18 protein-coding genes and 1 tRNA gene are annotated in these 21,180 nt (G+C 69.2%); 5 read left to right on the forward strand and 14 right to left on the reverse strand.

Going from position 1 to position 21,180, the window contains the following annotated elements; translation table 11 throughout:
• Window positions 1-308 precede the first annotated feature (308 nt).
• Window positions 309-1,349 (forward strand): LacI family DNA-binding transcriptional regulator, encoded by a 1,041-nt coding sequence (locus ACWC1K_RS15110; RefSeq protein ID WP_450831524.1) that lies wholly within the window; start codon window positions 309-311, stop codon window positions 1,347-1,349.
• Between the two features lie 324 nt (window positions 1,350-1,673).
• Here ACWC1K_RS15110 and ACWC1K_RS15115 read toward each other — a convergent pair.
• The 4 genes from ACWC1K_RS15115 to ACWC1K_RS15130 form a co-directional block, all read right to left on the reverse strand.
• Window positions 1,674-1,746, reverse strand: a tRNA-His gene (locus ACWC1K_RS15115).
• Window positions 1,747-1,850: 104 nt separating this feature from the next.
• The gene (gene orn, locus ACWC1K_RS15120) at window positions 1,851-2,453 is read right to left on the reverse strand and encodes an oligoribonuclease (RefSeq protein WP_450831526.1); all 603 of its coding nucleotides are present in this window, start codon (window positions 2,451-2,453) and stop codon (window positions 1,851-1,853) included.
• Window positions 2,454-2,560: 107 nt separating this feature from the next.
• Window positions 2,561-3,796, reverse strand: a complete 1,236-nt coding sequence (locus ACWC1K_RS15125) for a helix-turn-helix domain-containing protein (RefSeq protein ID WP_450831528.1) — start codon at window positions 3,794-3,796, stop codon at window positions 2,561-2,563.
• A 377-nt stretch (window positions 3,797-4,173) separates the two neighbouring features.
• On the reverse strand, window positions 4,174-4,506 hold the full coding sequence (locus tag ACWC1K_RS15130; protein WP_450831529.1) for a hypothetical protein: 333 nt from the start codon (window positions 4,504-4,506) through the stop codon (window positions 4,174-4,176).
• Between the two features lie 334 nt (window positions 4,507-4,840).
• Between ACWC1K_RS15130 and ACWC1K_RS15135 the strand changes: the two genes are divergently transcribed.
• Together ACWC1K_RS15135 and ACWC1K_RS15140 are read left to right on the forward strand one after the other, a co-directional pair.
• Window positions 4,841-5,368, forward strand: a complete 528-nt coding sequence (locus ACWC1K_RS15135; RefSeq protein ID WP_115908015.1) for a universal stress protein — start codon at window positions 4,841-4,843, stop codon at window positions 5,366-5,368.
• A gap of 150 nt (window positions 5,369-5,518) precedes the next feature.
• Complete coding sequence (locus ACWC1K_RS15140) at window positions 5,519-6,085, forward strand: GPR1/FUN34/YaaH family transporter (protein WP_115908016.1); 567 nt, start codon at window positions 5,519-5,521, stop codon at window positions 6,083-6,085.
• Window positions 6,086-6,262: 177 nt separating this feature from the next.
• On the opposite strand, the gene glmS is transcribed toward ACWC1K_RS15140, so the two are convergent.
• Window positions 6,263-8,080, reverse strand: coding sequence for a glutamine--fructose-6-phosphate transaminase (isomerizing) (glmS, locus tag ACWC1K_RS15145; protein ID WP_450831531.1), 1,818 nt, complete (start codon window positions 8,078-8,080; stop codon window positions 6,263-6,265).
• 12 nt (window positions 8,081-8,092) lie between these two features.
• Entirely contained in the window at window positions 8,093-8,350 is a 258-nt protein-coding gene (locus tag ACWC1K_RS15150) for a hypothetical protein (RefSeq protein ID WP_232646768.1), read from the reverse strand.
• Between the two features lie 175 nt (window positions 8,351-8,525).
• Here ACWC1K_RS15150 and ACWC1K_RS15155 point away from each other — a divergent pair, with 175 nt between their 5' ends.
• Window positions 8,526-10,091, forward strand: coding sequence for a fibronectin type III domain-containing protein (locus ACWC1K_RS15155; protein WP_450831817.1), 1,566 nt, complete (start codon window positions 8,526-8,528; stop codon window positions 10,089-10,091).
• 51 nt (window positions 10,092-10,142) lie between these two features.
• Here the strand turns inward: ACWC1K_RS15155 and ACWC1K_RS15160 are convergent, their stop codons facing one another.
• On the reverse strand, window positions 10,143-11,006 hold the full coding sequence (locus ACWC1K_RS15160; protein ID WP_450831533.1) for a DUF4429 domain-containing protein: 864 nt from the start codon (window positions 11,004-11,006) through the stop codon (window positions 10,143-10,145).
• 132 nt (window positions 11,007-11,138) lie between these two features.
• Here ACWC1K_RS15160 and ACWC1K_RS15165 point away from each other — a divergent pair, with 132 nt between their 5' ends.
• Window positions 11,139-12,650 (forward strand): beta-N-acetylhexosaminidase, encoded by a 1,512-nt coding sequence (locus ACWC1K_RS15165; protein ID WP_450831535.1) that lies wholly within the window; start codon window positions 11,139-11,141, stop codon window positions 12,648-12,650.
• Window positions 12,651-12,710: 60 nt separating this feature from the next.
• On the opposite strand, the gene ACWC1K_RS15170 is transcribed toward ACWC1K_RS15165, so the two are convergent.
• The 7 genes from ACWC1K_RS15170 to ACWC1K_RS15200 all read right to left on the reverse strand — a co-directional run bounded on the left by ACWC1K_RS15170 (window position 12,711) and on the right by ACWC1K_RS15200 (window position 21,173).
• Window positions 12,711-14,480: an IucA/IucC family protein gene (locus ACWC1K_RS15170; RefSeq protein ID WP_450831537.1), complete on the reverse strand. Its 1,770-nt coding sequence runs from the start codon at window positions 14,478-14,480 to the stop codon at window positions 12,711-12,713.
• Window positions 14,477-15,019, reverse strand: coding sequence for a GNAT family N-acetyltransferase (locus ACWC1K_RS15175; RefSeq protein WP_450831539.1), 543 nt, complete (start codon window positions 15,017-15,019; stop codon window positions 14,477-14,479). The genes ACWC1K_RS15170 and ACWC1K_RS15175 overlap by 4 nt, the downstream gene beginning before the upstream one ends.
• Window positions 15,016-16,299 carry a lysine N(6)-hydroxylase/L-ornithine N(5)-oxygenase family protein gene (locus ACWC1K_RS15180; RefSeq protein WP_450831541.1) on the reverse strand — a complete coding sequence of 428 codons (1,284 nt, stop codon included), beginning with the start codon at window positions 16,297-16,299 and terminating at the stop codon, window positions 15,016-15,018. Before ACWC1K_RS15180 ends, ACWC1K_RS15175 begins: the two co-directional genes overlap by 4 nt.
• On the reverse strand, window positions 16,283-17,725 hold the full coding sequence (gene desA, locus ACWC1K_RS15185; RefSeq protein WP_450831543.1) for a lysine decarboxylase DesA: 1,443 nt from the start codon (window positions 17,723-17,725) through the stop codon (window positions 16,283-16,285). Before desA ends, ACWC1K_RS15180 begins: the two co-directional genes overlap by 17 nt.
• 115 nt (window positions 17,726-17,840) lie before the next feature.
• Window positions 17,841-18,674 carry a siderophore-interacting protein gene (locus tag ACWC1K_RS15190; RefSeq protein WP_450831544.1) on the reverse strand — a complete coding sequence of 278 codons (834 nt, stop codon included), beginning with the start codon at window positions 18,672-18,674 and terminating at the stop codon, window positions 17,841-17,843.
• A gap of 141 nt (window positions 18,675-18,815) precedes the next feature.
• Window positions 18,816-19,862 (reverse strand): ABC transporter substrate-binding protein, encoded by a 1,047-nt coding sequence (locus tag ACWC1K_RS15195; protein WP_450831546.1) that lies wholly within the window; start codon window positions 19,860-19,862, stop codon window positions 18,816-18,818.
• Window positions 19,863-20,012: 150 nt separating this feature from the next.
• Window positions 20,013-21,173: an acyl-CoA dehydrogenase family protein gene (locus ACWC1K_RS15200; RefSeq protein WP_450831548.1), complete on the reverse strand. Its 1,161-nt coding sequence runs from the start codon at window positions 21,171-21,173 to the stop codon at window positions 20,013-20,015.
• Window positions 21,174-21,180: the final 7 nt, after the last annotated feature.

The following is a 21,180-nucleotide window of genomic DNA, read 5'->3' on the forward strand; positions in this document are numbered from 1 at the left end:
CGGGGGTGTCAAGGGAGTCGGCATGGCGAGATGCGTTCAGTTATCGGGCCGTTAACTGGACGAGAGGACTCCGGTGCGTGAGCGCTCCGCCGGCCGGCCGGTACGCCCTCTGCGGGTACGCCGTGGCCGGTCGCTCCCCCACTCTCGGCTTCGCTCGAGCGGGGGGACCCCCATTGCGGCGAAGCCGCATGTCGATGCAGTCCCGCGCCCCTTCGGGACGCTGGGCGGGAGCCCCCGGGGACGTTCACGGATCCCCCGGGACTGTTAGATTCCAGGCCAGCTGTAATAACGGCGGAAGGCGGAGCCAGATGCGGAACCGGAGCGGTGGTCGACCCACCCTCGAAGAGGTTGCCGCCCGCGCCGGCGTGGGCCGCGGCACGGTCTCAAGGGTGATCAATGGCTCGCCGCGTGTCAGCGACGCGACCCGCGCGGCGGTCGAGGCGGCGGTGGCCGAACTCGGATACGTCCCCAACACGGCCGCTCGCGCCCTTGCGGCGAACCGCACGGACGCGATCGCCCTGGTCGTTCCCGAGCCGGAGACCCGCTTCTTCGCGGAGCCGTACTTCTCGGACATGCTGAAGGGGGTCGGCGCCGAGCTGTCCGAGACGGAGATGCAGCTCCTGCTGATCTTCGCGGGCAGCGACCGCGAGCGCCGCCGCCTCGCGCAGTACCTCGCCGCCCACCGCGTGGACGGCGTCCTTCTGGTCTCGGTGCACGCGGACGACCCGCTTCCCGACCTCCTCGCGCAGCTGGAGATCCCCGCCGTGATCAGCGGCCCCCGGTCGGCCGCCGAGACCCTGACCTCGGTGGACTCGGACAACTACGGCGGTGGCCGCTCGGCGGTGGAGCACCTGCTCTCCCGGGGCCGCCGCAAGATAGCCCACATCACCGGCCGCCTCGACGTCTACGGCGCCCAGCGCCGCGTCGACGGCTACCGCGACGCCCTGCGCGACGCGGGCCAGGAGGCCGACGAACTCCTCATCGAACCGGGCGACTTCACCGAGGAGGGCGGCCGCCGGGCGATGACCAGACTGCTCGCCCGCTGCCCCGACCTGGACGCGGTCTTCGCGGGCTCCGACGTGATGGCGGCCGGCGCCCGCCAGGTCCTGCGCGAGGAGGGCCGGCGCATCCCCGACGACGTGGCGCTCGTCGGCTACGACGACTCGGCCATCGCCCGCCACATGGACCCGCCCCTCACCAGCGTCCGCCAGCCCATCGAGGAAATGGGCCGCCGCATGATCGACCTCCTCCTCGCCGAGATCGCCGACCGCCGCCCGGCCGTCTCCCGCGGCCTGGAACGCCGCCAGATGGTCCTTGCGACGGAACTGGTGCCGCGTACGTCTTCCTGACTCCCGCCCGGGCTGCGCGTCTGCACGGCGAAAGGGAGCGGCCGAGCCGCGCCCCCCCGTACATGTGCCTGCGGGCTCGTCGCAGAAGCCCGGCCCGCCCGGGCCACGGCCGCGGTCCCACGCTCCGCCTCCGAGGCGCGGCTCTGACAGGGGGTGCCGACGACCCGGGCGATCTTCGCGACCGTCCCGGTGATCGTTGCCCGGACGGTGCCCGTCGGCCGGGAGGGGACGGCAGCCATCCCGTCGGTGTGCGAGACGGGGAAAAGGACCCGGAAACGAATCAGCCGGTGACCCTGTCTTCAGGGTCACCGGCTGATTACTCAGGGTGAGTGACGGGACTCGAACCCGCGACATCCTGGACCACAACCAGGTGCTCTACCAGCTGAGCTACACCCACCACGACCGGCGGTTTACTTCGTGGTTTTCCGACCGGCCGAGAAAAAGTGTACAGGGTCCGAAGGGGTGCTCGCGCACGCCTTGTGCCGCGCCCCCTCGGGGGCGTTACTCCGCAGGCAGGACGTGCTTGGCGGCGATGGACCTGGCGGTGTCGGAGTCGGGGCCGGGCTGCGGCACGAAGATCGCCTCGCGGTAGTAGCGCAGTTCCGCGATGGACTCGCGGATGTCGGCGAGGGCGCGGTGGTTGCCGTTCTTCTCGGGGCTGTTGAAGTAGGCCCGCGGGTACCAGCGCCGGGCGAGCTCCTTGACGCTCGACACGTCGACGATCCGGTAGTGGAGATAGTCCTCGAGCGTCGGCATGTCGCGGAGCAGGAAGCCGCGGTCGGTTCCGACCGAGTTGCCGCACAGCGGGGCCTTGCCGGGTTCCTTGACGTGTTCGCGGACGTAGGAGAGGACCAGTTCCTCCGCGTCGGCCAGCGTCGTGCCGCCGGCGAGTTCGTCCAGCAGCCCGGACGCGGTGTGCATCTGACGCACCACCTCCGGCATCGTCTCCAGTGCCTTGGACGGCGGACGGATGACGATGTCGACACCCTCACCGAGGATGTTCAGCTCGGAGTCGGTGACGAGGGCGGCTACCTCGATGAGAGCGTCGTCGGACAGCGAGAGGCCGGTCATCTCGCAGTCGATCCACACCATGCGATCGTTCATGCGACCACCCTAAGGCTGGCGCCCGCAAAATCGGCCCCTCCGGTGTTCGAGGAGCAGGGGTACGGGAGGAGGGGGCGGTGGCCTCGGCCACCGCCCCCTCCTCGCCGTCAGGTACCGCTGCGCTGCCCCGGCAGGCTCGCCCGGCTCGTCACATAGGCCTCGCGGCCGTTCTCCGCAGCGGCCGCGGCGGAAAGCGACGGACCCGAGCCGACGGCACTCGCCGCGGCGCGCCGGCTCTGGATCGGAACCGGCCCCTCCGGATGCAGCAGGGGCGCGGGTCCCGGCGCCCCGGCCGCACCTTCCACGTCGGCAGGCTTGTCGCCCTGCGGACGGCGAGCCCGGTACGCGGCACGGTAGGCCGCCGGGGACGAGCCCAGCTGACGGCGGAAGTGCCCGCGCAGGGCCACCGGCGAGCGGAAGCCGCAGCGGCCCGCGACCTCGTCCACCGAGTAGTCCGACGTCTCAAGGAGGCGCTGCGCCTGCAGCACCCGCTGGGTGATCAGCCACTGCAGCGGAGCGCTGCCGGTGAGCGAGCGGAACCGGCGGTCGAAGGTGCGCCGGCTCATGTAGGCGCGCGCGGCGAGGGTCTCCACGTCGAACTGCTCGTGGAGGTGCTCCAGCGCCCAGGCGACGACCTCCGCGAGCGGGTCGGCGCCGATCTCCTCTGGTAAAGACCTGTCGAGGTAGCGCTCCTGACCGCCCGACCGGCGCGGCGGCACCACCAGACGCCGGGCCAGTGCGCCCGCCGCCTCGTTGCCGTGGTCCGTCCGCACGATGTGGAGACAGAGGTCGATTCCGGCCGCCGTACCGGCGGAGGTCAGCACATCGCCGTCGTCGACGAAGAGCTCTCTCGGATCGACGTGCACCGACGGATAGCGCTTGGCCAGCGTCGGTGCGTACATCCAGTGTGTGGTCGCGGGGCGGCCGTCCAGCAGGCCCGCCGCCGCCAGCACGAAGGCGCCGGTGCACAGCCCGACTATGCGGGCGCCTTCCTCGTGCGCCCGGCGCAGTGCGTCGAGCGCCTCCTCCGGCGGCGGAGACGTGATCGAGCGCCAGGCCGGCACGACGACCGTGCCGGCGCGCGATATCGCCTCCAGGCCATGTGGCGCGGTGAGTTCCAGGCCCCCTGTGGTCCGCAGCGGGCCTTCCTCGCCGCCGCACACCAGCAGTCGGTAGCGCGGCACGCCGGCGTCCTGGCGGTCGATTCCGAACACCGACAGCGGTATGGAACTCTCGAAGATGGGGCCGCCGCTGAACAGCAGCACCGCGACGATCTCCTTGCGGCGTCGCCCGGAAAGCTTCCGGGCCGCGGCTTCCGGCGCGGCGGTGGAGTCGTGGCTCATACTGCTAAGCCCCCCTCGGTGGTCGCGGCTCCTCGGTTGTGTCGCTCCTGCACGTTTCCCCTCGGTCCTGCACGAGTCCCCCGCCGTAAGACGTCAAGATCGAATCTACTGTGTCGCGCGGTGCCGGTGTGACCGGTTCGGCAACCGGCACAATGTCGACATGGCAACTTGGCGTGAAGCATTCGATCACGAAGCGTTGCACTCGCGGGCCGTGCAGGGAAGTGCGCCTTGTCGCAGTGGCCAATCCACGTAGGGTACGCCGGGCCCCCGCACCCCTTTCTCTGCAGGTGGAACGGGGGTTGGGGGGTGGTCGGGGCACGGGATGCACCGGGTCAGGAAGTTGGCTGAAAAGCATCGGACGCGTGCGCGGAAACCGGTCAGCCGACCGGTGTACTTCCCCCAGTGTGACGCCTCCCTCTGTGAGCACCCGTGCCGCTCCTGTGATGGCGGCCCCGACGGGAGGGTGATTCCTCGCTCCGTGGGCGGGCCGCCACGCGCTCGGACTGGCGCAGCAGCAGCCGGCACACCGCGGTGACGGCGGCGAGACCGAACGCCGTGCCCGCGGCGCCGGCGAGCGAGCTGCCGTACCAGAGAAGGACCACCGGGACGAGGACACAGCTGAACGCCGCCCAGCGGACGACATCGGTCACGGTGTCCTGGGGCGGGGCGGTCGCGCGGGGAGTCTCGGGGGTGGGGTGCGGTCCGGACATGCGTGCTCCCTGGTGCCTGGGTCTCGGTGTTCAACGCGTGTTCGACCGGGCGGTCACTGTGCGCCGAGGCCACCGGCCCCCCGGACAAGTGAACCCTGTGCAAACCGCCTGTACAGGGCAGCAACCATTGCGTTACGGGCGCACCTCGTGCATGCTCCCTGGAACCCCCACGCACCGTGGGCGGGATCTGGGCTAAGGAGGCGTGCCGCCGTACCCTTGGGGGTATGGGGTTGGGAAGATGATTCCCGGACACAGCTCCGCCGCACCCGACCGCATCCATCAGTGAGCTCCGCTCGCGGGCCCTTCCATAAAGGATCAAAACGCCGAGACAGCCATGGCCGGTCACGAATTCTTCGAACCCGCGGACCGCAAGCGCCCCGTCGCCGATCCCACGGCGGCCGAGCCCCAGGCGGCCGAAGAGCCACGCCATTCCTGCGATCCAGCCTTCAAGCACGGCGTAGTCGTCGGCTTCGACGGTTCCACGTCCAGCGAGCGCGCCCTCGCCTATGCGATCGGCATGGCCCACCGTTCCGGATCGGGCCTGATCATCGTGCACGTCGCCAACCGGCTGCCCACCACGGTGTGGGCCGGCTGTGAGCCACCGGTCTTCGTCGACGTGCCGGACCACCGCACCGAGGTGCTGGGGCTCGAGCTCGCGTGTGCGGACTATCTGGCCGAGGTGCCCTGGATCCTGGTCGAGCGCGGCGGCGACATCTGCCACGAACTCGAAGAGGTGGGGCGGGAGTACGAGGCGGACGCGATCGTCGTCGGCTCCACGCAGGGCATCGTGGGGCGGATTTTCGGCTCCGTCGCGGGGCGGCTCGCCAAGCGGGCGAAGCGGCCCGTCGTTGTCATTCCGTAACTCCTCGTTCTCCCAGGTGAGATGCGATCCGGGAAGGGTCCGCCTGCTTTGTGCGGCGCGCAAATCTACTCGCGCGTAGAGGTGTTTGTGCCTTTGTGAAGGGCATATATCGGTCACCGCACAACTGCACATGCATGAAGGGAGCCCGCCGTGGACAACGACGTCTCTGCGGGAAGCGGAACCACTACCGTGGTCGGCCGACTCGCCCTGGGTATCACCCTGTTGGCGTTCGGACTCGGATACACCCACGTGATCAATGGCGTGTCGGCCGCTGACGCCGTCTCACTGGCCCACTACGTAGGCGGCGTTGCGCTCTTCGTCGCCGGACTCCTCGCCTTCCGCGACGGTGACTCCGTCAACGGTACGGCGTACTCGGCGCTCGGCGCGCTGTGGTTCACCTGGGCCGTGACGGCCGGCAACTCGATGTCCGCCAACGCGGCGGGGCTGTTCCTGGCCCTGTTCGCCCTCGTGGCCCTGACGTTGACCCTCGCGGGTGGGGATCAACTCACGCAGGGCACGTACGGGTTGTTCTTCGTCTCCCTGGTGCTTCTCGCCATCGCGCAGTTCGCGACCAGCGGGTCGCTCGCGAAGGTGGGCGGCTGGTTCGCCGTGGCTGCCGGGGCGGTTGCCTGGTATGCGGCCACGGCGGCGTTGGCTCACTGGCCGACGGTGCTTCCTCGGCGTGCTGCCGGTCGGGGTGTGACGGCCACCGGCTAGCTGCGCAGGCCGGGGGTTTGGGCGGCCCCCGGCAAATGGAGCGGACCCCCCGTGCTTGGTGGCAACACGTGGGGGTCCGTTCTGTTGTTTGGCCTCTGCGGGTGCGTCGTGGTTGCTCGCGCCCACGCGGCGGAGCCGCACATCGATACGGCCCCGCGCCCCTAAAGGCCAAAGCCGCTACTCGACCGTCACCGACTTGGCGAGGTTCCTGGGCTTGTCGATGTCCCTGCCCAGGGCCAAAGCCGTGTGGTAGGCGAGGAGTTGGAGGGGGATGCCCATCAGGATGGGGTCGAGTTCGTCCTCGTTCTTCGGGACGACGATCGTCTCGTCGGCCTTCTCCTCGTGCTGGTGGGCCACCGCGAGGATGCGGCCGCTGCGGGCCTTGATCTCCTCCATGGCGGCGCGGTTCTTCTCCAGGAGGTCGTCGTCGGGGACGATCGCGACCGTGGGGAGGGCCGGCTCGATGAGGGCCAGCGGGCCGTGCTTGAGCTCGGAGGCCGGGTAGGCCTCGGCGTGGATGTACGAGACCTCCTTGAGCTTGAGGGAGGCCTCGCGGGCCACCGGGTAGCCCCGGACGCGGCCGATGAAGAGCATCGAGCGGGCGTCCGCGTACTGCTCGGCCAGCTTCTTGATCTCCTCCTCCTGCGCCAGGATCTCGGTGATCTGCTGCGGGAGCTTGCGCAGGCCCTCGATGATCCGCTTGCCGTCGCGGACCGAGAGGTCGCGGGTGCGGCCCAGGTGCAGGGCGAGCAGGGCGAAGGCGACCGTGGTGTTGGTGAAGCACTTGGTCGAGACCACGCAGACCTCGGGGCCGGCGTGGACGTAGATGCCCGCGTCCGCCTCGCGGGCGATCGCCGAGCCCACCACGTTCACGATGCCGAAGACCCGGGCGCCCTTGCGCTTCAGCTCCTGGACGGCCGCGAGGACGTCGTAGGTCTCGCCCGACTGGGAGACGGCCACGTAGAGGGTGTCGGGGTCCACGACCGCGTTGCGGTAGCGGAACTCGGAGGCCGGCTCGGCGTCCGCGGGGATGCGGGCCAGCTCCTCGATCATCTGGGCGCCGATCATGCCCGCGTGGTAGGAGGTGCCGCAGCCGAGGATCTTCACCCGGCGGATCTGGCGGGCCTCGCGGGCGTCCAGGTTGAGGCCGCCGAGGTGGACGGTGGAGAAGCGGTCGTCGATGCGGCCGCGCAGCACGCGGTCCACGGCGTCGGCCTGCTCGTGGACCTCCTTGTGCATGTACGTGTCGTGGCCGCCCATGTCGTACGAGGCGGCTTCCCACTCCACGGTGGTGGGCTCCGCCGTGGTGCGGGTGCCCTCCGTGGTGTACGTGCGGAAGTCGTCGGCCTTGAGGGTGGCCATCTCGCCGTCGCCGAGAGTCACTATCTGCCGCGTGTGGGCGACCAGGGCGGCGATGTCCGAGGCGACGAACATCTCCTTCTCGCCGATGCCGAGGACCACCGGAGAGCCGTTTCGGGCCACCACGATCCGGTCCGGGAAGTCGGCGTGCATCACCGCGATGCCGTAGGTGCCCTCGATGACCCGGAGGGTCTCGCGGACCTTCTCCTCCAGCGTCTCGGCCTGGGCGCGGGCGATGAGGTGGACGAGGACCTCGGTGTCCGTCTCGGAGAGGAACTCGACGCCGTCGGCCTCCAGCTTGCGGCGCAGGTCGGTGGCGTTGTCGATGATGCCGTTGTGGACGACGGCGACCTTGCCCTCGGCGTCGAGGTGCGGGTGCGCGTTCACGTCGGAGGGGGCGCCGTGGGTGGCCCAGCGGGTGTGGGCAATGCCGGTCGTGCCCTTGAAGCGGGCCGGGACCTTGGCCTCCAGGTCGCGGACCCGCCCCTTGGCCTTGACCAGCTTCAGGCCGGCCGTCTTGGGGGACGTCACGACGATGCCGGCCGAGTCGTAGCCGCGGTATTCGAGGCGCTGCAGGCCCTCCAGCAGGAGGGGGGCCACATCACGCTTCCCGATGTATCCGACGATTCCGCACATATATACGTAGTCCTAGCCGTAGACGATGCGGCGCAACTGCCTGAGCGTAAGCTCCGGCGGCGCGACCGCCCGGTATTTCAGGTCCGCCTCGATCCGTTCGAAGATCTCCGCGTTCACCAGGCCCTGGGCCTGCAGCTCGCGGTGGCGGCGACGGACGTACTCCACGGTCGTCTCGTCGAAGTAGGCGAGCACGTCCTGGATCACCCGCAGTGCCTCGCCCCTGCTGAGGGGCGTGGACCGCGTCAGGTGATCAACAAGTTCGTCGTGCACCCGGTAGATCCTGAGCTACCGAAGGCCGTTCCGCAAGAATCCTGCCCGATATCGGGCAGACCTCTGGTGTGGATCTTTGGTGCTCTTATGAATCTCTGTTTGCAGACTGTCCATCCTGAGTCTTGTGTGCCGTTGCTCATGTCGACGAGTTTCAGACGCCATGGACATACCTCGTATGGGAGTACCGGAGCAGCTGGCCGAGCGCATGAGCATGGCCGAGCAGCACGAGTACCTGCGCGCGAGATTCTCGCGGCGCAACCTGATGAGAGGCGGCGCCGTGACGATCGGCGCCGTCGCCGGTGGCGCGTTCGTGCCGGGTGCCGTGGCCCAGGCTGCCGTACCCACGCAGCGGACCGCCCCCGCCACCGAGACGGTCGACGGCTCGCTCGTCGCGCCGTTCGGCCGCCACCTCGCCTACGGCAACGACGCCAGGACCGAGATGACCGTCTCCTGGCAGGTGCCGGTCGCGGTGAAGAAGCCCTTCATCCGCATCGGCGCCCACCCCTGGGACCTCTCCCGCAAGATCGAGGCCGAGGTCCGCAGCCTCTACACCCCGGCCGGTGTCGGCGCCAGCGGCGACCACACGCAGTACTACATCCACGCCAAGCTCACCCACCTGCGCCCGGGCAAGACGTACTACTACGGGGTCGGCCACCAGGGCTTCGACCCCGCCGAGCCGCACCTGCTCGGCACCCTGGGCACCTTCACCACCGCGCCCTCCCACAAGGAGCGGTTCACCTTCACGGCCTTCGGCGACCAGGGCGTCAGCTACCACGGTCTGGCCAACGACAGCCTGATCCTCGGCCAGAACCCGTCCTTCCACCTGCACGCCGGTGACATCGCCTACGCCGACCCGGCCGGCGCGGGCAAGACCGCCGACACCGGCTTCGACTCGCGGGTGTGGGACCAGTTCCTGTACCAGACCGAGTCGGTCGCCAAGTCGGTGCCGTGGATGGTGAGTTACGGCAACCACGACATGGAGGCCTGGTACTCGCCCAACGGCTACGGCGGCGAGGAGGCCCGCTTCACGCTGCCCGACAACGGGCCGGACAAGGCGAACCTGCCGGGCGTCTACTCCTTCGTCCACGGCAACACCGCGATCATCTCGCTCGACCCGAACGACGTGTCGTACGAGATCCCCGCCAACCTCGGCATCTCCGGCGGCACGCAGACCAAGTGGTTCGAGGCGCAGCTGAAGAAGTTCCGGGCGTCGAAGGCCATCGACTTCATCGTCGTGTTCTTCCACCACTGCGCCTACTGCACCTCCACCGCGCACGCCTCGGAGGGGGGCGTGCGCCAGGAGTGGGTGCCGCTGTTCGAGAAGTACACGGTGGACCTGGTCATCAACGGCCACAACCACCAGTACGAGCGCACCGACGTGATCAAGGGCAACCAGGTCACCAAGAAGCTGCCGATCGGCGAGACCGCGTACCCCGAGACCGAGGGTGTCGTGTACGTGACGGCGGGCGCCGCGGGCCGCAGCCTGTACGCGTTCACCGCCCCGGACTCCTACGAGGGGCACGAGCACGAGGTCGACTCCGTCGCCTCGTTCGTCAACACCAAGGACGGCAAGGTCAACGAGACCGTCGCCTGGTCCCGGGTGCGCTACCTCAACTACTCCTTCCTGCGGGTGGACGTCGAGCCCGCGCCGCGCGGCCACTACGCCAAGCTGAAGGTGTCGGGCATCGCCGAGACCGGTGACCGCATCGACCACTTCACGGTGGCGCGCAAGGCCAAGTAGGCGTACACCCGGAAGGCGGGGCGTACGCGTCACAGGCGGTCCTCACCCGCGCTACAGGCGCTTGAGGACCGCCTGTTTGGCCATCGTGAACTCCTCGTCCGTCAGGACACCCGTGCGGTGCAGCTCACCCAGTTCCCGCAGCCGCCGCAGCAGCGCGTCGTGGTCGTCCCGGGGCGGCTCCTGAAGCTGCTTCGGCCGTACGTCCACGGGGGCCGCCGACGGATGCGGCAGCCGGGCCTGCACCGCCGCCGCGACCAGCGCCATCAGCGGGTCCTTCTTGAAGCCCCACAGCTCCACGGAGTGGGGGTCGTACTTGGGCGGCGCCTTGGTGGCCGCGCCCCGCACGGTGAAGCGCAGATGCCCGTTCTCCAGGCCGGCCGCGGGCTGCCACTCCACGGCGACGACATCGGTGACGGCCAGGGTGCGGGCGCCGGCGGCGGCCTTGGCGTCCTCCGTCTTCCAGTTCCACTCCAGGCGGATCTGCTCACCGTCGAAGCTGGCGGTGCCGTCCCCGGCGGAGACGGAGAGCGGCACGGACGGGCCGGGGAGCAGGTACGCGTCCACCGGCTCGGACGCGACCTCGTCCAGCAGCAGGGCATTGCGGACCTCGTCCGTGAAGTACTCGGCGACGCCGTAGCGGTCGGACTCGACCAGCAGTTGGTAGGGGTCGTTGGGCTCGGTGAGGCGGCCTCCGGAGGCATGCAGGAGCGGGTCGGCGCCGTCGCGCAGCCGCAGCCTCAGCCGTCCCGACTTCTTGCCCTGCTCGAAGGAGATCCCCGCCAACGCGCCCAGCGGGACGATGAGTTCACCCAGGGTGCGGCGGAGCAGGCTGACGTTTCTGTCCCGCCCGGGCGTCAGCCGAAGGGCATCGCCGTCGAAGACCCACGTGCCGTCCCTCTGGATGATTTCCGCCATGGGGGGATTGTTTCATCGGATCTGCGAGAGAGTGGTCTCTACCAATCGGAGGGAGCGCATGTGAGACTGCACCGCGTTCTGGTGTCGCTTTTGCTCGTGGCGGCGGCCGGCACTTTCTCGGTAGGAGCGACCATGCTGACGAAAGCGAGCCCGACCCCGCTCGGCCGGGTGGTCCCGGCCCCCGCGTCGGTCAAGCCCTGGGGCTCCCCGTACCGCATCACCGGCGCCACCGCCATCCGCGTCGACGACTCCCCGCGGGTGCGCCGGATCGGCGAGTACCTCGCGGACATCCTGCGCCCGTCGACCGGCTACCGGCTGCCCCTGGTCCACTGGGGCCACGGCGGCATCCGACTGCGGCTGGAGCAGAAGACGAAGGACGGGCCCGGGGCGGAGGGCTACCGCCTGGACAGCGCAGAGAGCGGCATCACCATCACCGCCACCGAGCCCGCCGGCCTCTTCCACGGCGTCCAGACCCTGCGCCAGCTGCTCCCGGCGGCGGTCGAGAAGGACTCCGTGCAGCCGGGTCCCTGGCTGGTGGCGGGTGGCACGATCAGGGACAGCCCGCGCTACGCCTACCGCGGCGCGATGCTCGACGTCTCCCGGCACTTCTTCACCGTGGCCCAAGTCAAGCGCTACGTGGACGAGTTGGCGCTGTACAAGATCAACAAGCTGCATCTGCACCTCAGCGACGACCAGGGCTGGCGCATCGCCGTCGACTCCTGGCCACGGCTTGCGACCCACGGCGGCTCCACGGAGGTGGGCGGCGGCCAGGGCGGCCACTACACCAAGGCCGACTACCAGGAGATCGTCCGGTACGCCGCCTCCCGCTATCTGGAGGTGGTCCCCGAGATCGACATGCCCGGCCACACCAACGCGGCCCTCGCCTCGTACGCCGAACTGAACTGCAACGGCACGGCACCCCCGCTGTACACCGGCACCGACGTCGGCTTCAGCTCGCTGTGCGTCGGCAAGGACGTCACGTACGACTTCGTGGACGACGTCATCCGTGAGCTGGCCGCGATCACGCCCGGCCGCTATCTCCACATCGGCGGCGACGAGGCGCACTCCACCAGCCACGAGGACTATGTGAAGTTCATGGACCGGGTGCAGCCGGTCGTCGCCGAGTACGGCAAGACGGTGATCGCCTGGCACCAGATCACCGGCGCGCACCCGGCGAAGGGGGCCCTGGCCCAGTACTGGGGTCTGGACGACACCGACGCGGCGGAGAAGGCGCAGGTCGTGAAGGCCGCGCAGAACGGGACCGGGCTGATCCTCTCGCCCGCCGACCGGATCTACCTCGACATGAAGTACACCGAGGACACCCCGCTCGGGCAGGACTGGGCCGGCCTGGTGGAGGTGAAGCGGTCGTACGACTGGGACCCCGGCAACTACCTCGCGGGAGCGCCCGGTTCGGCCATCCGGGGCGTCGAGGCGCCGCTGTGGACCGAGACGATCGTGACGGACGCCGACCTCGACTCCATGGTGTTCCCGCGGCTCGCGGGGGCGGCCGAGCTCGGCTGGTCGCCGGCTTCCACGCACGACTGGGACGCCTACAAGGTGCGGCTTGCTGCGCAGGCTGCGCGGTGGGATGCGCTGGGGATCGGCTACTACCGGTCGCCGCAGGTCCCGTGGCCGGCGAACTAGGCCGCACATACTGAACGGGCACCCCGGAGGACCGTACTCCGGGGTGCCCGTCCGCTGTGATCAGAACCCCGCGACGGGATTCTTCAGGGTTCCGACCAGTTGGAGGGCGCCCGACGGATCCGTCAGGTCGACCATCTGCCGGTTGTTGCGCAGCTGGAGCCGGTTGAGGCAGGACAGCGCGAACTCCGGGGCGAACATGTCGTACCGCTCGAACTTCTCGGCGAGTTCGGGCACCGACGCCTGGTACGCGCGGGTGACCTCCGCGACCGTCCGCCAGAAGTCGTCCTCCTCCAGGATTCCCTCGGCGGCGAGGTTCGCGGCGAGGAAGCGGAAGAAGCAGTCGAAGACGTCCGTGAAGACCGACAGGAGTTTCGTGTCCTCCGGGACGTCCACGCGCAGCCGCTCCACCGTCGGCGGCAGCACCGCGTCCGGGTCCATGACGGCGATCTCCTCGGCGATGTCCTTGTAGATCGCCCGCTGCACGACCCCGTCCTTCAGGACCAGGATCACGTTCTCGCCGTGCGGCATGTAGACCAGGTCGTAGGCGTAGAAGCTGTGCAGGAGGGGGATGAAGTACGCCCGCAGGTAGTGCCGCAGCCACTCGGCCGGCGCCAGGCCCGACTGCTCGATCAGCGCGCCGGCGAAGGACGCGCCCTCGTGGTCGACATGGAGGAGTGAGGCCATGGTGGCGAGCGACTCGCCGTCCCGGAGGCCGGGAACCGGGCTCTCGCGCCACAGCGCCGCGAGCATCTTGCGGTACGGCGAGTAGCGGTCCGCGGCCTTCTCGTACTCCAGGTGCCGGTAGCCGACGGCGGCCCGCTCACGGATGATCGACAGGCCGGTGGACTTCAACACCGGGTCGCCCTCGATGAGCTGGGCCAGCCAGTCGTTGATGGCGGGGGTGGCCTCCATGTAGGCGGCCGACAGCCCGCGCATGAAGCCCATGTTGAGGACCGACAGGGCGGTCTTCACATAGTGCTTCTCGGGGTGCGAGCTGTTGAAGAAGGTCCGGATGGACTGCTGCGCCAGGTACGCGTCGTCGCCCTCGCCCAGGCACACCAGGTGCCGGCGGGCGACCTCGGAGGCGAAGGTGACGGTGAGCTTGTTCCACCACTGCCAGGGGTGGACAGGGATGAGCAGGTAGTCGGCGGGATCCAGGCCCTGCTCGCGCAGGATGCCGTGGAACCGCTCGACGGTCTGCTCGCCCAGCTCCTCCCGCACGAAGGTCTCGTACTCGACCCCGGCCCCCGCCGTGAAGGCGGCGCGCGAGCGGTGCGCGGCCAGCCACACCAGACGGACGGGGCTCGCCGTCTCGGGGGCGTACGAGAGGTACTCGTGGATGCCGAAGCCGAGCCGTCCGCTGTTGGCGACGAAGCAGGGGTGGCCCTCGGTCATACCGGTCTCGACGGCCTGGAAACCGGAGCGCGCCAGCTCGGCGGCCGGGATCTGCGGCTTGGTGAGCTTGTAGCAGGTGCCGGAGAGGGTGGAGGAGATCTCCTCCAGATAGACGGGGAGGATCTCGTCGCTCAGGCCCAGTGCCTTCTGGAGCTCGATGAAGAAGTCCAGGGCGGCGAGGGGGAGTTCGGTGCCGTCGCGGTGGCGGGTGATCGAGCCGGCGTCGATCTGCCAGTGGTCGAGGGCGCGGATCACCGCCGTGAAGGTGTACCGGGTCAGGCCGTCGTCGCTGCGGACGACGTATCGGCCGTCCTGCTGCTCCGGCGTGATCAGGCGCTCGTGCGCGAACTCGGCGAGGGCCTTGCGGACCAGGAGGCGGTTGGCCTGCTCCCAGCGTTCGGGGGAGAGGTGGGCGACGGTGTCGGCGAGGGTCACGCGGGCACCCCCGTCGTGGCGAAGAACTGCTCGCGGGTGCAGAAGCTCAGCAGGGCCCTCTTCTCCGGCTTCCGGATCTCGCGTTCGGGCACGAACCCGACGGCCTCGTTCAGGGCGTGGACGGCCGTGTTGGAGACGTCCGGCTCGACGACGACGCGCCGCACCGCCGGGTCCTCGAAGAGGCGTGCCATCACAGCGGTGATGACGGCCCGGGTGAAGCCGTGCACGGGTGTGCCGGTGGCGGGGGTGAGGAAGTGCATGCCGATGTCGCCCGGCTGCGGCTCGTACAGGCCGACCAGTTCGCGGTGGGCGGGGTCGTAGTACTCCATCAGGAAGGCGGGTTCGCCGTCCCTGCCGAGCCCGAGCAGCGCGTGATGGTGCTCGTCGGCGGCGATCTCCATGTAGGCGCGCTCGACGTCCTCCAGTCTGGCGTCCTGCATCATCCAGAACGCGGCCTTGGGGTGGGTGACCCAGCCGTGCAGGAGTTCGGCGTCGGTCAGCGGGTCGAGGGGGCGGAAGGTGAAGGTCGTCGGGCTCATGCGGTGAACTCCTGGAACGCGATGGTCTTCTCGACCGGGTAGTACTCGGTGCCGAGCAGCTCGCGGATGATGCAGCTGTTGCGGTAGGCGCCCATGCCCAGGTCGGGGCTGGTGATGCTGTGGGTGTGCACGCCGGCGTTCTGCAGGAAGACGCCCCGGCCGGTGGTGTCGATGGCGTAGTTGCGGGCGATGTCGAAGTTGCCGTGCGAGTCGTAGAGCAGCCGGTCGCGTACGGGCTTCAGGAACTCCGGCTCGGTGTACTTGTAGCCGGTCGCCAGGATCAGTCCCTCGGACTCGATCTCGTAGTCCTTCTCCTGCTCCTCCTGGCGGAAGGAGAGCGTGTACGCGCCGTCCTCGTAACGCGCGCCGGTCAGCGCGGAGTTGGTGAGCAGACGGGTGGGCACGGGGCCGCCGAGGTTCTTCCGGTAGAGCAGGTCGAAGATCTCGTTGATCAGATCGCCGTCGATGCCCTTGAACAGGCCCTTCTGCTCGGCCGTGAGCCGGTAGCGGGTGGCCTCCGGAAGCTCCCGGTAGTAGTCGATGTACTCCGGGGAGGTCATCTCCAGTGTGAGCTTGGTGTATTCGAGGGGGAAGAAGCGCGGCGAGCGGGTGACCCAGTTCAGCCGGTAGCCGTGCACGTCGATCTCGCTGAGCAGGTCGTGGTAGATCTCCGCGGCGGACTGGCCGCTGCCGACCAGCGTGATCGACTCCTTGCGCTGCAACTGCGCCTTGTGCCGCAGATAGCGGGAGTTGTGGATGAAGTCGCCGCCCAGGCCCTGGCAGGACTCGGGGATGTGCGGTGGGGTGCCCGTGCCGAGGACGAGGTGGCGGGCCCGGTAGAGGTCTCCGGACTCGGTGCGGACGAGGTAGTGCCCCACGCCTTCGTCGTACGTCACCTCGGTGACCGTCGTGCCGAAGCGGACGCTGCTCAGGTGGTTCGCGGCCCAGCGGCAGTAGTCGTCGTACTCGACGCGCAGCGGGTAGAAGTTCTCCCGGATGTAGAACGAGTACAGCCGCCCCTTCTCCTTCAGATAGTTGAGGAAGGAGTACGGCGAGGTCGGGTCGGCGAGGGTGACCAGGTCCGACAGGAACGGGGTCTGGAGATGGGCGCCGTCCAGGAACATGCCCGCGTGCCACTCGAAGTCCGGCTTCGACTCCAGGAAGACACCGTCGAGCTCGGCGATCGGCTCGGTCAGACAGGCCAGGCCGAGGTTGAACGGGCCGAGCCCGATCCCCACGAAGTCATGGGTTCCGGCGGGGTTTTCAGGACGCGCGGTCAAGGGACTCTCCCAGGTACTGCTCGGCGTGGCCGGCTATCAGGTCCAGGACGGCGGCGATGTCGTCGGTCGTCGTCTCGGGGTTGAGCAGGGTGAACTTCAGGTAGTGGCGGCCGCCCACCTTGGTGCCCGCGACCACCGCGTCACCGGAGGCGAACAGGGCCCTGCGGGCGTACAGGTTGGCGCGGTCGATCTCGGCCGGGTCGGTGACGGCGGCCGGGATGCAGCGGAAGACGAGGGTGGAGAGGGACGGCTGGACGACCACGTCGAAGCGGGGGTCGGCGGCGAGCAGCTTCCAGCCTTCCCCCGCCAGGTCGCAGACCTCGTCGAAGAGGGCGCCGATGCCGTCGGCACCCATCACGCGCAGCGTCATCCACAGCTTGAGGGCGTCGAAGCGGCGGGTGGTCTGGAGGGACTTGTCGACCTGGTTGGGGATGCGTTCCCGCACCATGCGGCGGGGGTTGAGGTACTCCGCGTGGTAGGTCGCGTGGCGCAGGGTGGAGGCGTCCCGCACCAGCACGGCGGACGAACTCACCGGCTGGAAGAAGGACTTGTGGTAGTCGACGGTGACCGAGTCGGCACGCTCGATGCCCTCGATACGGTCCCGGTACTTGAGGGAGGCGAGCAGCCCGCAGCCGTATGCGGCGTCGACGTGCAGCCAGGTGCCGTACTGGGCGCACAGCTCGGCGATCTCCGGCAGCGGGTCGATGGAGCCGAAGTCGGTGGTGCCCGCGGTGGCGACGACGGCCATGGGGACCAGCCCGTCCCTCCGGCAGCGCTCCAGCTCACGGGCGAGCGCGACGGTGTGCATCCGCTTGTCGTGGCCGACGGGGATGGAGACCACCGCGTCCTGGCCGAGGCCCAGCAGTTTGGCGGACTTCTGCACGCTGAAGTGACTGACCTCGGAGGCGAAGACACGCAGTCTGGCCAGGGAGTCGGTCTTGGCCTCCTCCCTCGCCAGCAGCAGCGCCTGCAGGTTGGAATGGGTGCCGCCGGAGGTGAACACACCGTCCGCGGCGGGGCCGAGACCGATACGGGCGGTGGTCCAGTCGATGAGCTTGCGCTCGATCAGGGTGCCGCCGGCCGACTGGTCCCAGGTGTCCAGGGAGGAGTTGACGGCGGACAGGACGGCCTCGCCGAGCACCGCCGGGATGACGACCGGGCAGTTGAGGTGGGCCAGGTAGCGGGGGTGGTGGAAGTAGACCGCGTCGCGGAGGTAGACGTCCTCCAGCTCGTCCAGGACCGCGCCGGTGTCGCCCAGTGGCCGGTCGAGGTCGATGGCGTCGATCCGGGGAGCGAGGGTGTCGACGGTGACACCGGTGAACGGACGGTCGGTGGTGGCGAGTTTGGCCGCCACCCGCTCGACTCCTTCGGTCACGGAGCGGCGGTAGTGCTCCGCGGTCAGGTCATTGAGCAGGTGCGAGCGCATTGGGGGTCCTCCGGTGGGGACAGTCCGTGCGGGCGGAAGCGAGGGTGGCCCGATTAACTTAGGTAAGCCTAACCTAACTTGTTCTGGGTTGATCCTGCCCCTCCCGTGACCGCCGTCACTCCTGCTCGCGCAACTGCTCCTCGCTCAGGCCCTGTCGCCAGTAACCGACGAAGGTGACCCGCCGCCGGTCGAGGCCGCACTCCCCGATGAGGTGCCGTCGCAGCTGCTTCACGCTTCCGCTCTCACCCGCGATCCAGGCGTACGGATGCTCGGCGGGCGGCAGTCGGTCGGCGCGCAGGGCGTCGAGGGCCATGGGGGATCCCTCGGTGCCCTGCGCGTCCCGGACCAGCCAGGTGATCTCGGCCTCGGCCTCGGTCACCAGGTCCTGGATGTTCCCGGCGTCGTGCACCTCCAGCCAGACCCGGGCACGAGCGCCCGCCGGTAGCGACTCGAGGATCGCGGACACGGCCGGAAGGGCGGTCTCGTCCCCCCAGATCAGCATCAGATCGGTGTCCGCGGGCGGCCGGAAGCGGATCGCGCGATTGTTCGCGACCGCAGGCCCGAGCACTACGACACGATCACCGGCGGCGGCCCTCGCGGCCCACCGCGAGGCGGGGCCGGCGGGGGTGTGCAGCACGAAGTCGATGTCGATCTCGTCGGGGTCGCGGCGCAGGCTCCGCAGTGTGTACGAGCGCATCACCGCCCGTACGTCGTCCGGGAGTTCACGCCAGCCCTGCCACCAGCCGTCACCGAGCTCGTACGGTACGGCGGGCTCGCTCTGGCCGGGGTGCGGCAGGAAGAGGGACAGGGACTGGTCGCGTCCGTCGGAACGAAATGCCTGCAGGTCGTCCCCACCGAAGGTGACCCGTACCAGAGACGGCCCGAGCCGCCTCGTCCGCAAGACCTGGAGGGAGTAGAAACGGAACGGGGCGGCTACGACGGTGGTCATATGGGCTCCTGAGTTGCCGTCAGGTTGTAAGTGGGGGCAGGTGCACCAGGCTTAAGGGGCGCGGGGCTGCATCGATATGCGGCTCCGCCGCGTGGGCGCGACCAGCCACAATGGACCCGCAGATACCCACGGCCTCAAACGTCAACTGACCTTCTTGGCGTTCTCCAGCGCCTCGGCGAGATTCGTGAGCAGCGGCGTGCACTTGTCGTAAGACAAGATCGGCTCGGGCGACCGAGAGATGACCTGCCCCGCCTTCACCGCCGGCAGCTTCTTCCACGTCGCCTTGGTGATGTCGGCCGGCTGAATCGTCGAGGACCGGTCGTCCATCATGATGATGTCGGCCCGGTACTTGTCGACGTTCTCCCAGCTCAGCGACTCGAACCAGCCCCCGCCCTTGGCCTTCGCCTGCTCCGGCGGCTCGACGAAGTTCACGCCGAGCGCCTTGAAGTACTCCAGGTCGATCGAGAGGTTGGTGCCGGACACGTAGAAGAGGGCATCGCTCGCGGAACCGGCCATCACCTTGATGTCGGGCCTGGCCTTCGCGGCCTTGCGCAGCCGGGCGGCGGCCGCCTCGAACTTCTTCTTCGCCTCGGTGGCCCTGGCCGCCTTCATGTCCGCGCCGAGCGACTCCGCGAGCGCCCACATGCGCTGCAGCGGCTCGGTCAGCTGGCGGTCGTAGACGGAGATGCCGATGCTGGGGGCCAGCTTGGCGATCTTGTCCTTGGAGGCCTCGGGGACGTACCAGAGCGTGCCGGCGTCGTCGAACATCGTGGAGATGAGCACGTCGGGCGCGAGGGCCGCGTACTTCTCGACGTTGAACTGGTCCCAGACGTTGCCGAGGATCGTGACCTTGCTGATGTCCATGTCGCCGGCCTGGACGTCGGGCTTGCCGTCCGCGGTCCTCGTCGGGCCGAAGACGCCCTTGACGCTGATGCCGTAGTCGTGGAGAGCGGCGGCGACACCGGTGAACGCGACGATGTTCGCGGGCACTTCGTCCAGCTTCACGGTCTTGCCGCGGTCGTCCTTGAAGGACCAGGGGCCGGACTTGGCGGCGGTCGTCCCGTTGCCGGAGCCGCCGCTTTTCGCGTCGCCGTCGCCGCAGGCCGCGAGCACGGCCCCGAGGCCGAGGGCGCCGCCCGCGGCGAGGATGCCGCGTCGGGTCGGATGGGTGGCTCTGGCGTTGGACATGCTGTGGCTGCTTTCGAACAGGGCGGAACGCCCGCCGGACAACTTCGAAGGTAGGTTAGCCTAACCTCACTAGATGTCCAGGGGTGCGGGCGTTCCGGGCCCGAGCCTGTCAGCAGCCGGTGAGCCGGAGCCGCGGTGCCATGGCCGCGGTCAGCCCACCAGTCCCAACTCCCGTGCGATCAGCATTCGTTGGACCTCGCTGGTGCCCTCGCCGATCTCCAGGATCTTGGAGTCGCGCCACATCCGGGCCACCGGATACTCGTTCATGAAGCCGTAGCCGCCGTGGATCTGAGTAGCCTCGCGCGCGTTGTCGACGGCGACGGTGGAGGAGTAGAGCTTCGCGAGCGCGGCCTCCTTCTTGAAGGGGGCGCCGCTCACGAGACGGGCGGCCGCGTCACGCCAGGCGAGACGGGCGGTGTGGGCCTTCATCTCCATGTCGGCGATCTTGAACTGGATCGCCTGGTTGGAGCCGATGGGACGGCCGAAGGCCTGGCGCTCCTTCGCGTACTTCACGGATTCGTCCACGCAGCCCTGAGCCAGGCCGGTCGCGAGCGCGGCGATGGCGATCCGGCCCTCGTCGAGGATGCGCAGGAACTGGGCGTAACCGCGGCCCAGCTCGCCCAGCAGGTTGGCGGCCGGGACGCGGACGTCCGCGAAGGACAGCTCACGGGTGTCCGAGGCGTTCCAGCCGACCTTCGAGTACGGGGCCGCCACCGTGAAGCCCGGGGTGCCGGACGGGACGATGATCGAGGAGATCAGCGGCTTGCCGTCGGGCTTGCGGCCGGTCACCGCCGTGACCGTGACCAGACCCGTGATGTCCGTGCCCGAGTTGGTGATGAAGCACTTGGTGCCGTTGATCACCCACTCGTCCGTCTCCTCGTCCAGCCGGGCCGTCGTACGGGTGGCCCCGGCGTCGCTGCCGCCGTCCGGCTCCGTGAGGCCGAAGGCGCCGAGGATCTCGCCGGAGCACAGGCGGGGCAGCCACTGCTGCTTCTGCTCCTCGGTGCCGAAGAGATGAATCGGCATGGCGCCCAGGGAGACACCGGCCTCCAGGGTGATGGCCACGGACGAGTCCACGCGGGCCAGCTCCTCCAGCGCCACGCCCAGCGCCAGGTAGTCGCCGCCCATGCCGCCGTACTCCTCCGGGAACGGCAGCCCGAACAGGCCCATGCGGCCCATCTCGCGGACGATCTCGTAAGGGAACTCGTGGTGCTCGTAGAACTCGCCGATCTTGGGCGCCACGACGTCGTGTGCGAACTCCTCGACGGTGCGGCGGAGTTCCTCCAGCTCGGGTGAGAGTCGGTAGTCCATGGCTGTG

This window comes from Streptomyces sp. NPDC001492, from assembly GCF_053597275.1.

Bases quoted from the DNA above. Each gene is read 5' to 3' on its own strand.
- desA (WP_450831543.1), bottom strand. From the start codon at position 17,725: ATGCGCTCGCACCTGCTCAATGACCTGACCGCGGAGCACTACCGCCGC.
- ACWC1K_RS15110 (WP_450831524.1), top strand. From the start codon at position 309: ATGCGGAACCGGAGCGGTGGTCGACCCACCCTCGAAGAGGTTGCCGCC.
- ACWC1K_RS15155 (WP_450831817.1), top strand. From the start codon at position 8,526: ATGGGAGTACCGGAGCAGCTGGCCGAGCGCATGAGCATGGCCGAGCAG.
- ACWC1K_RS15195 (WP_450831546.1), bottom strand. From the start codon at position 19,862: ATGTCCAACGCCAGAGCCACCCATCCGACCCGACGCGGCATCCTCGCC.
- ACWC1K_RS15135 (WP_115908015.1), top strand. From the start codon at position 4,841: ATGGCCGGTCACGAATTCTTCGAACCCGCGGACCGCAAGCGCCCCGTC.
- ACWC1K_RS15175 (WP_450831539.1), bottom strand. From the start codon at position 15,019: ATGAGCCCGACGACCTTCACCTTCCGCCCCCTCGACCCGCTGACCGAC.
- ACWC1K_RS15130 (WP_450831529.1), bottom strand. From the start codon at position 4,506: ATGTCCGGACCGCACCCCACCCCCGAGACTCCCCGCGCGACCGCCCCG.
- orn (WP_450831526.1), bottom strand. From the start codon at position 2,453: ATGAACGATCGCATGGTGTGGATCGACTGCGAGATGACCGGCCTCTCG.
- ACWC1K_RS15160 (WP_450831533.1), bottom strand. From the start codon at position 11,006: ATGGCGGAAATCATCCAGAGGGACGGCACGTGGGTCTTCGACGGCGAT.
- ACWC1K_RS15190 (WP_450831544.1), bottom strand. From the start codon at position 18,674: ATGACCACCGTCGTAGCCGCCCCGTTCCGTTTCTACTCCCTCCAGGTC.
- ACWC1K_RS15125 (WP_450831528.1), bottom strand. From the start codon at position 3,796: ATGAGCCACGACTCCACCGCCGCGCCGGAAGCCGCGGCCCGGAAGCTT.
- glmS (WP_450831531.1), bottom strand. From the start codon at position 8,080: ATGTGCGGAATCGTCGGATACATCGGGAAGCGTGATGTGGCCCCCCTC.
- ACWC1K_RS15165 (WP_450831535.1), top strand. From the start codon at position 11,139: ATGCTGACGAAAGCGAGCCCGACCCCGCTCGGCCGGGTGGTCCCGGCC.
- ACWC1K_RS15200 (WP_450831548.1), bottom strand. From the start codon at position 21,173: ATGGACTACCGACTCTCACCCGAGCTGGAGGAACTCCGCCGCACCGTC.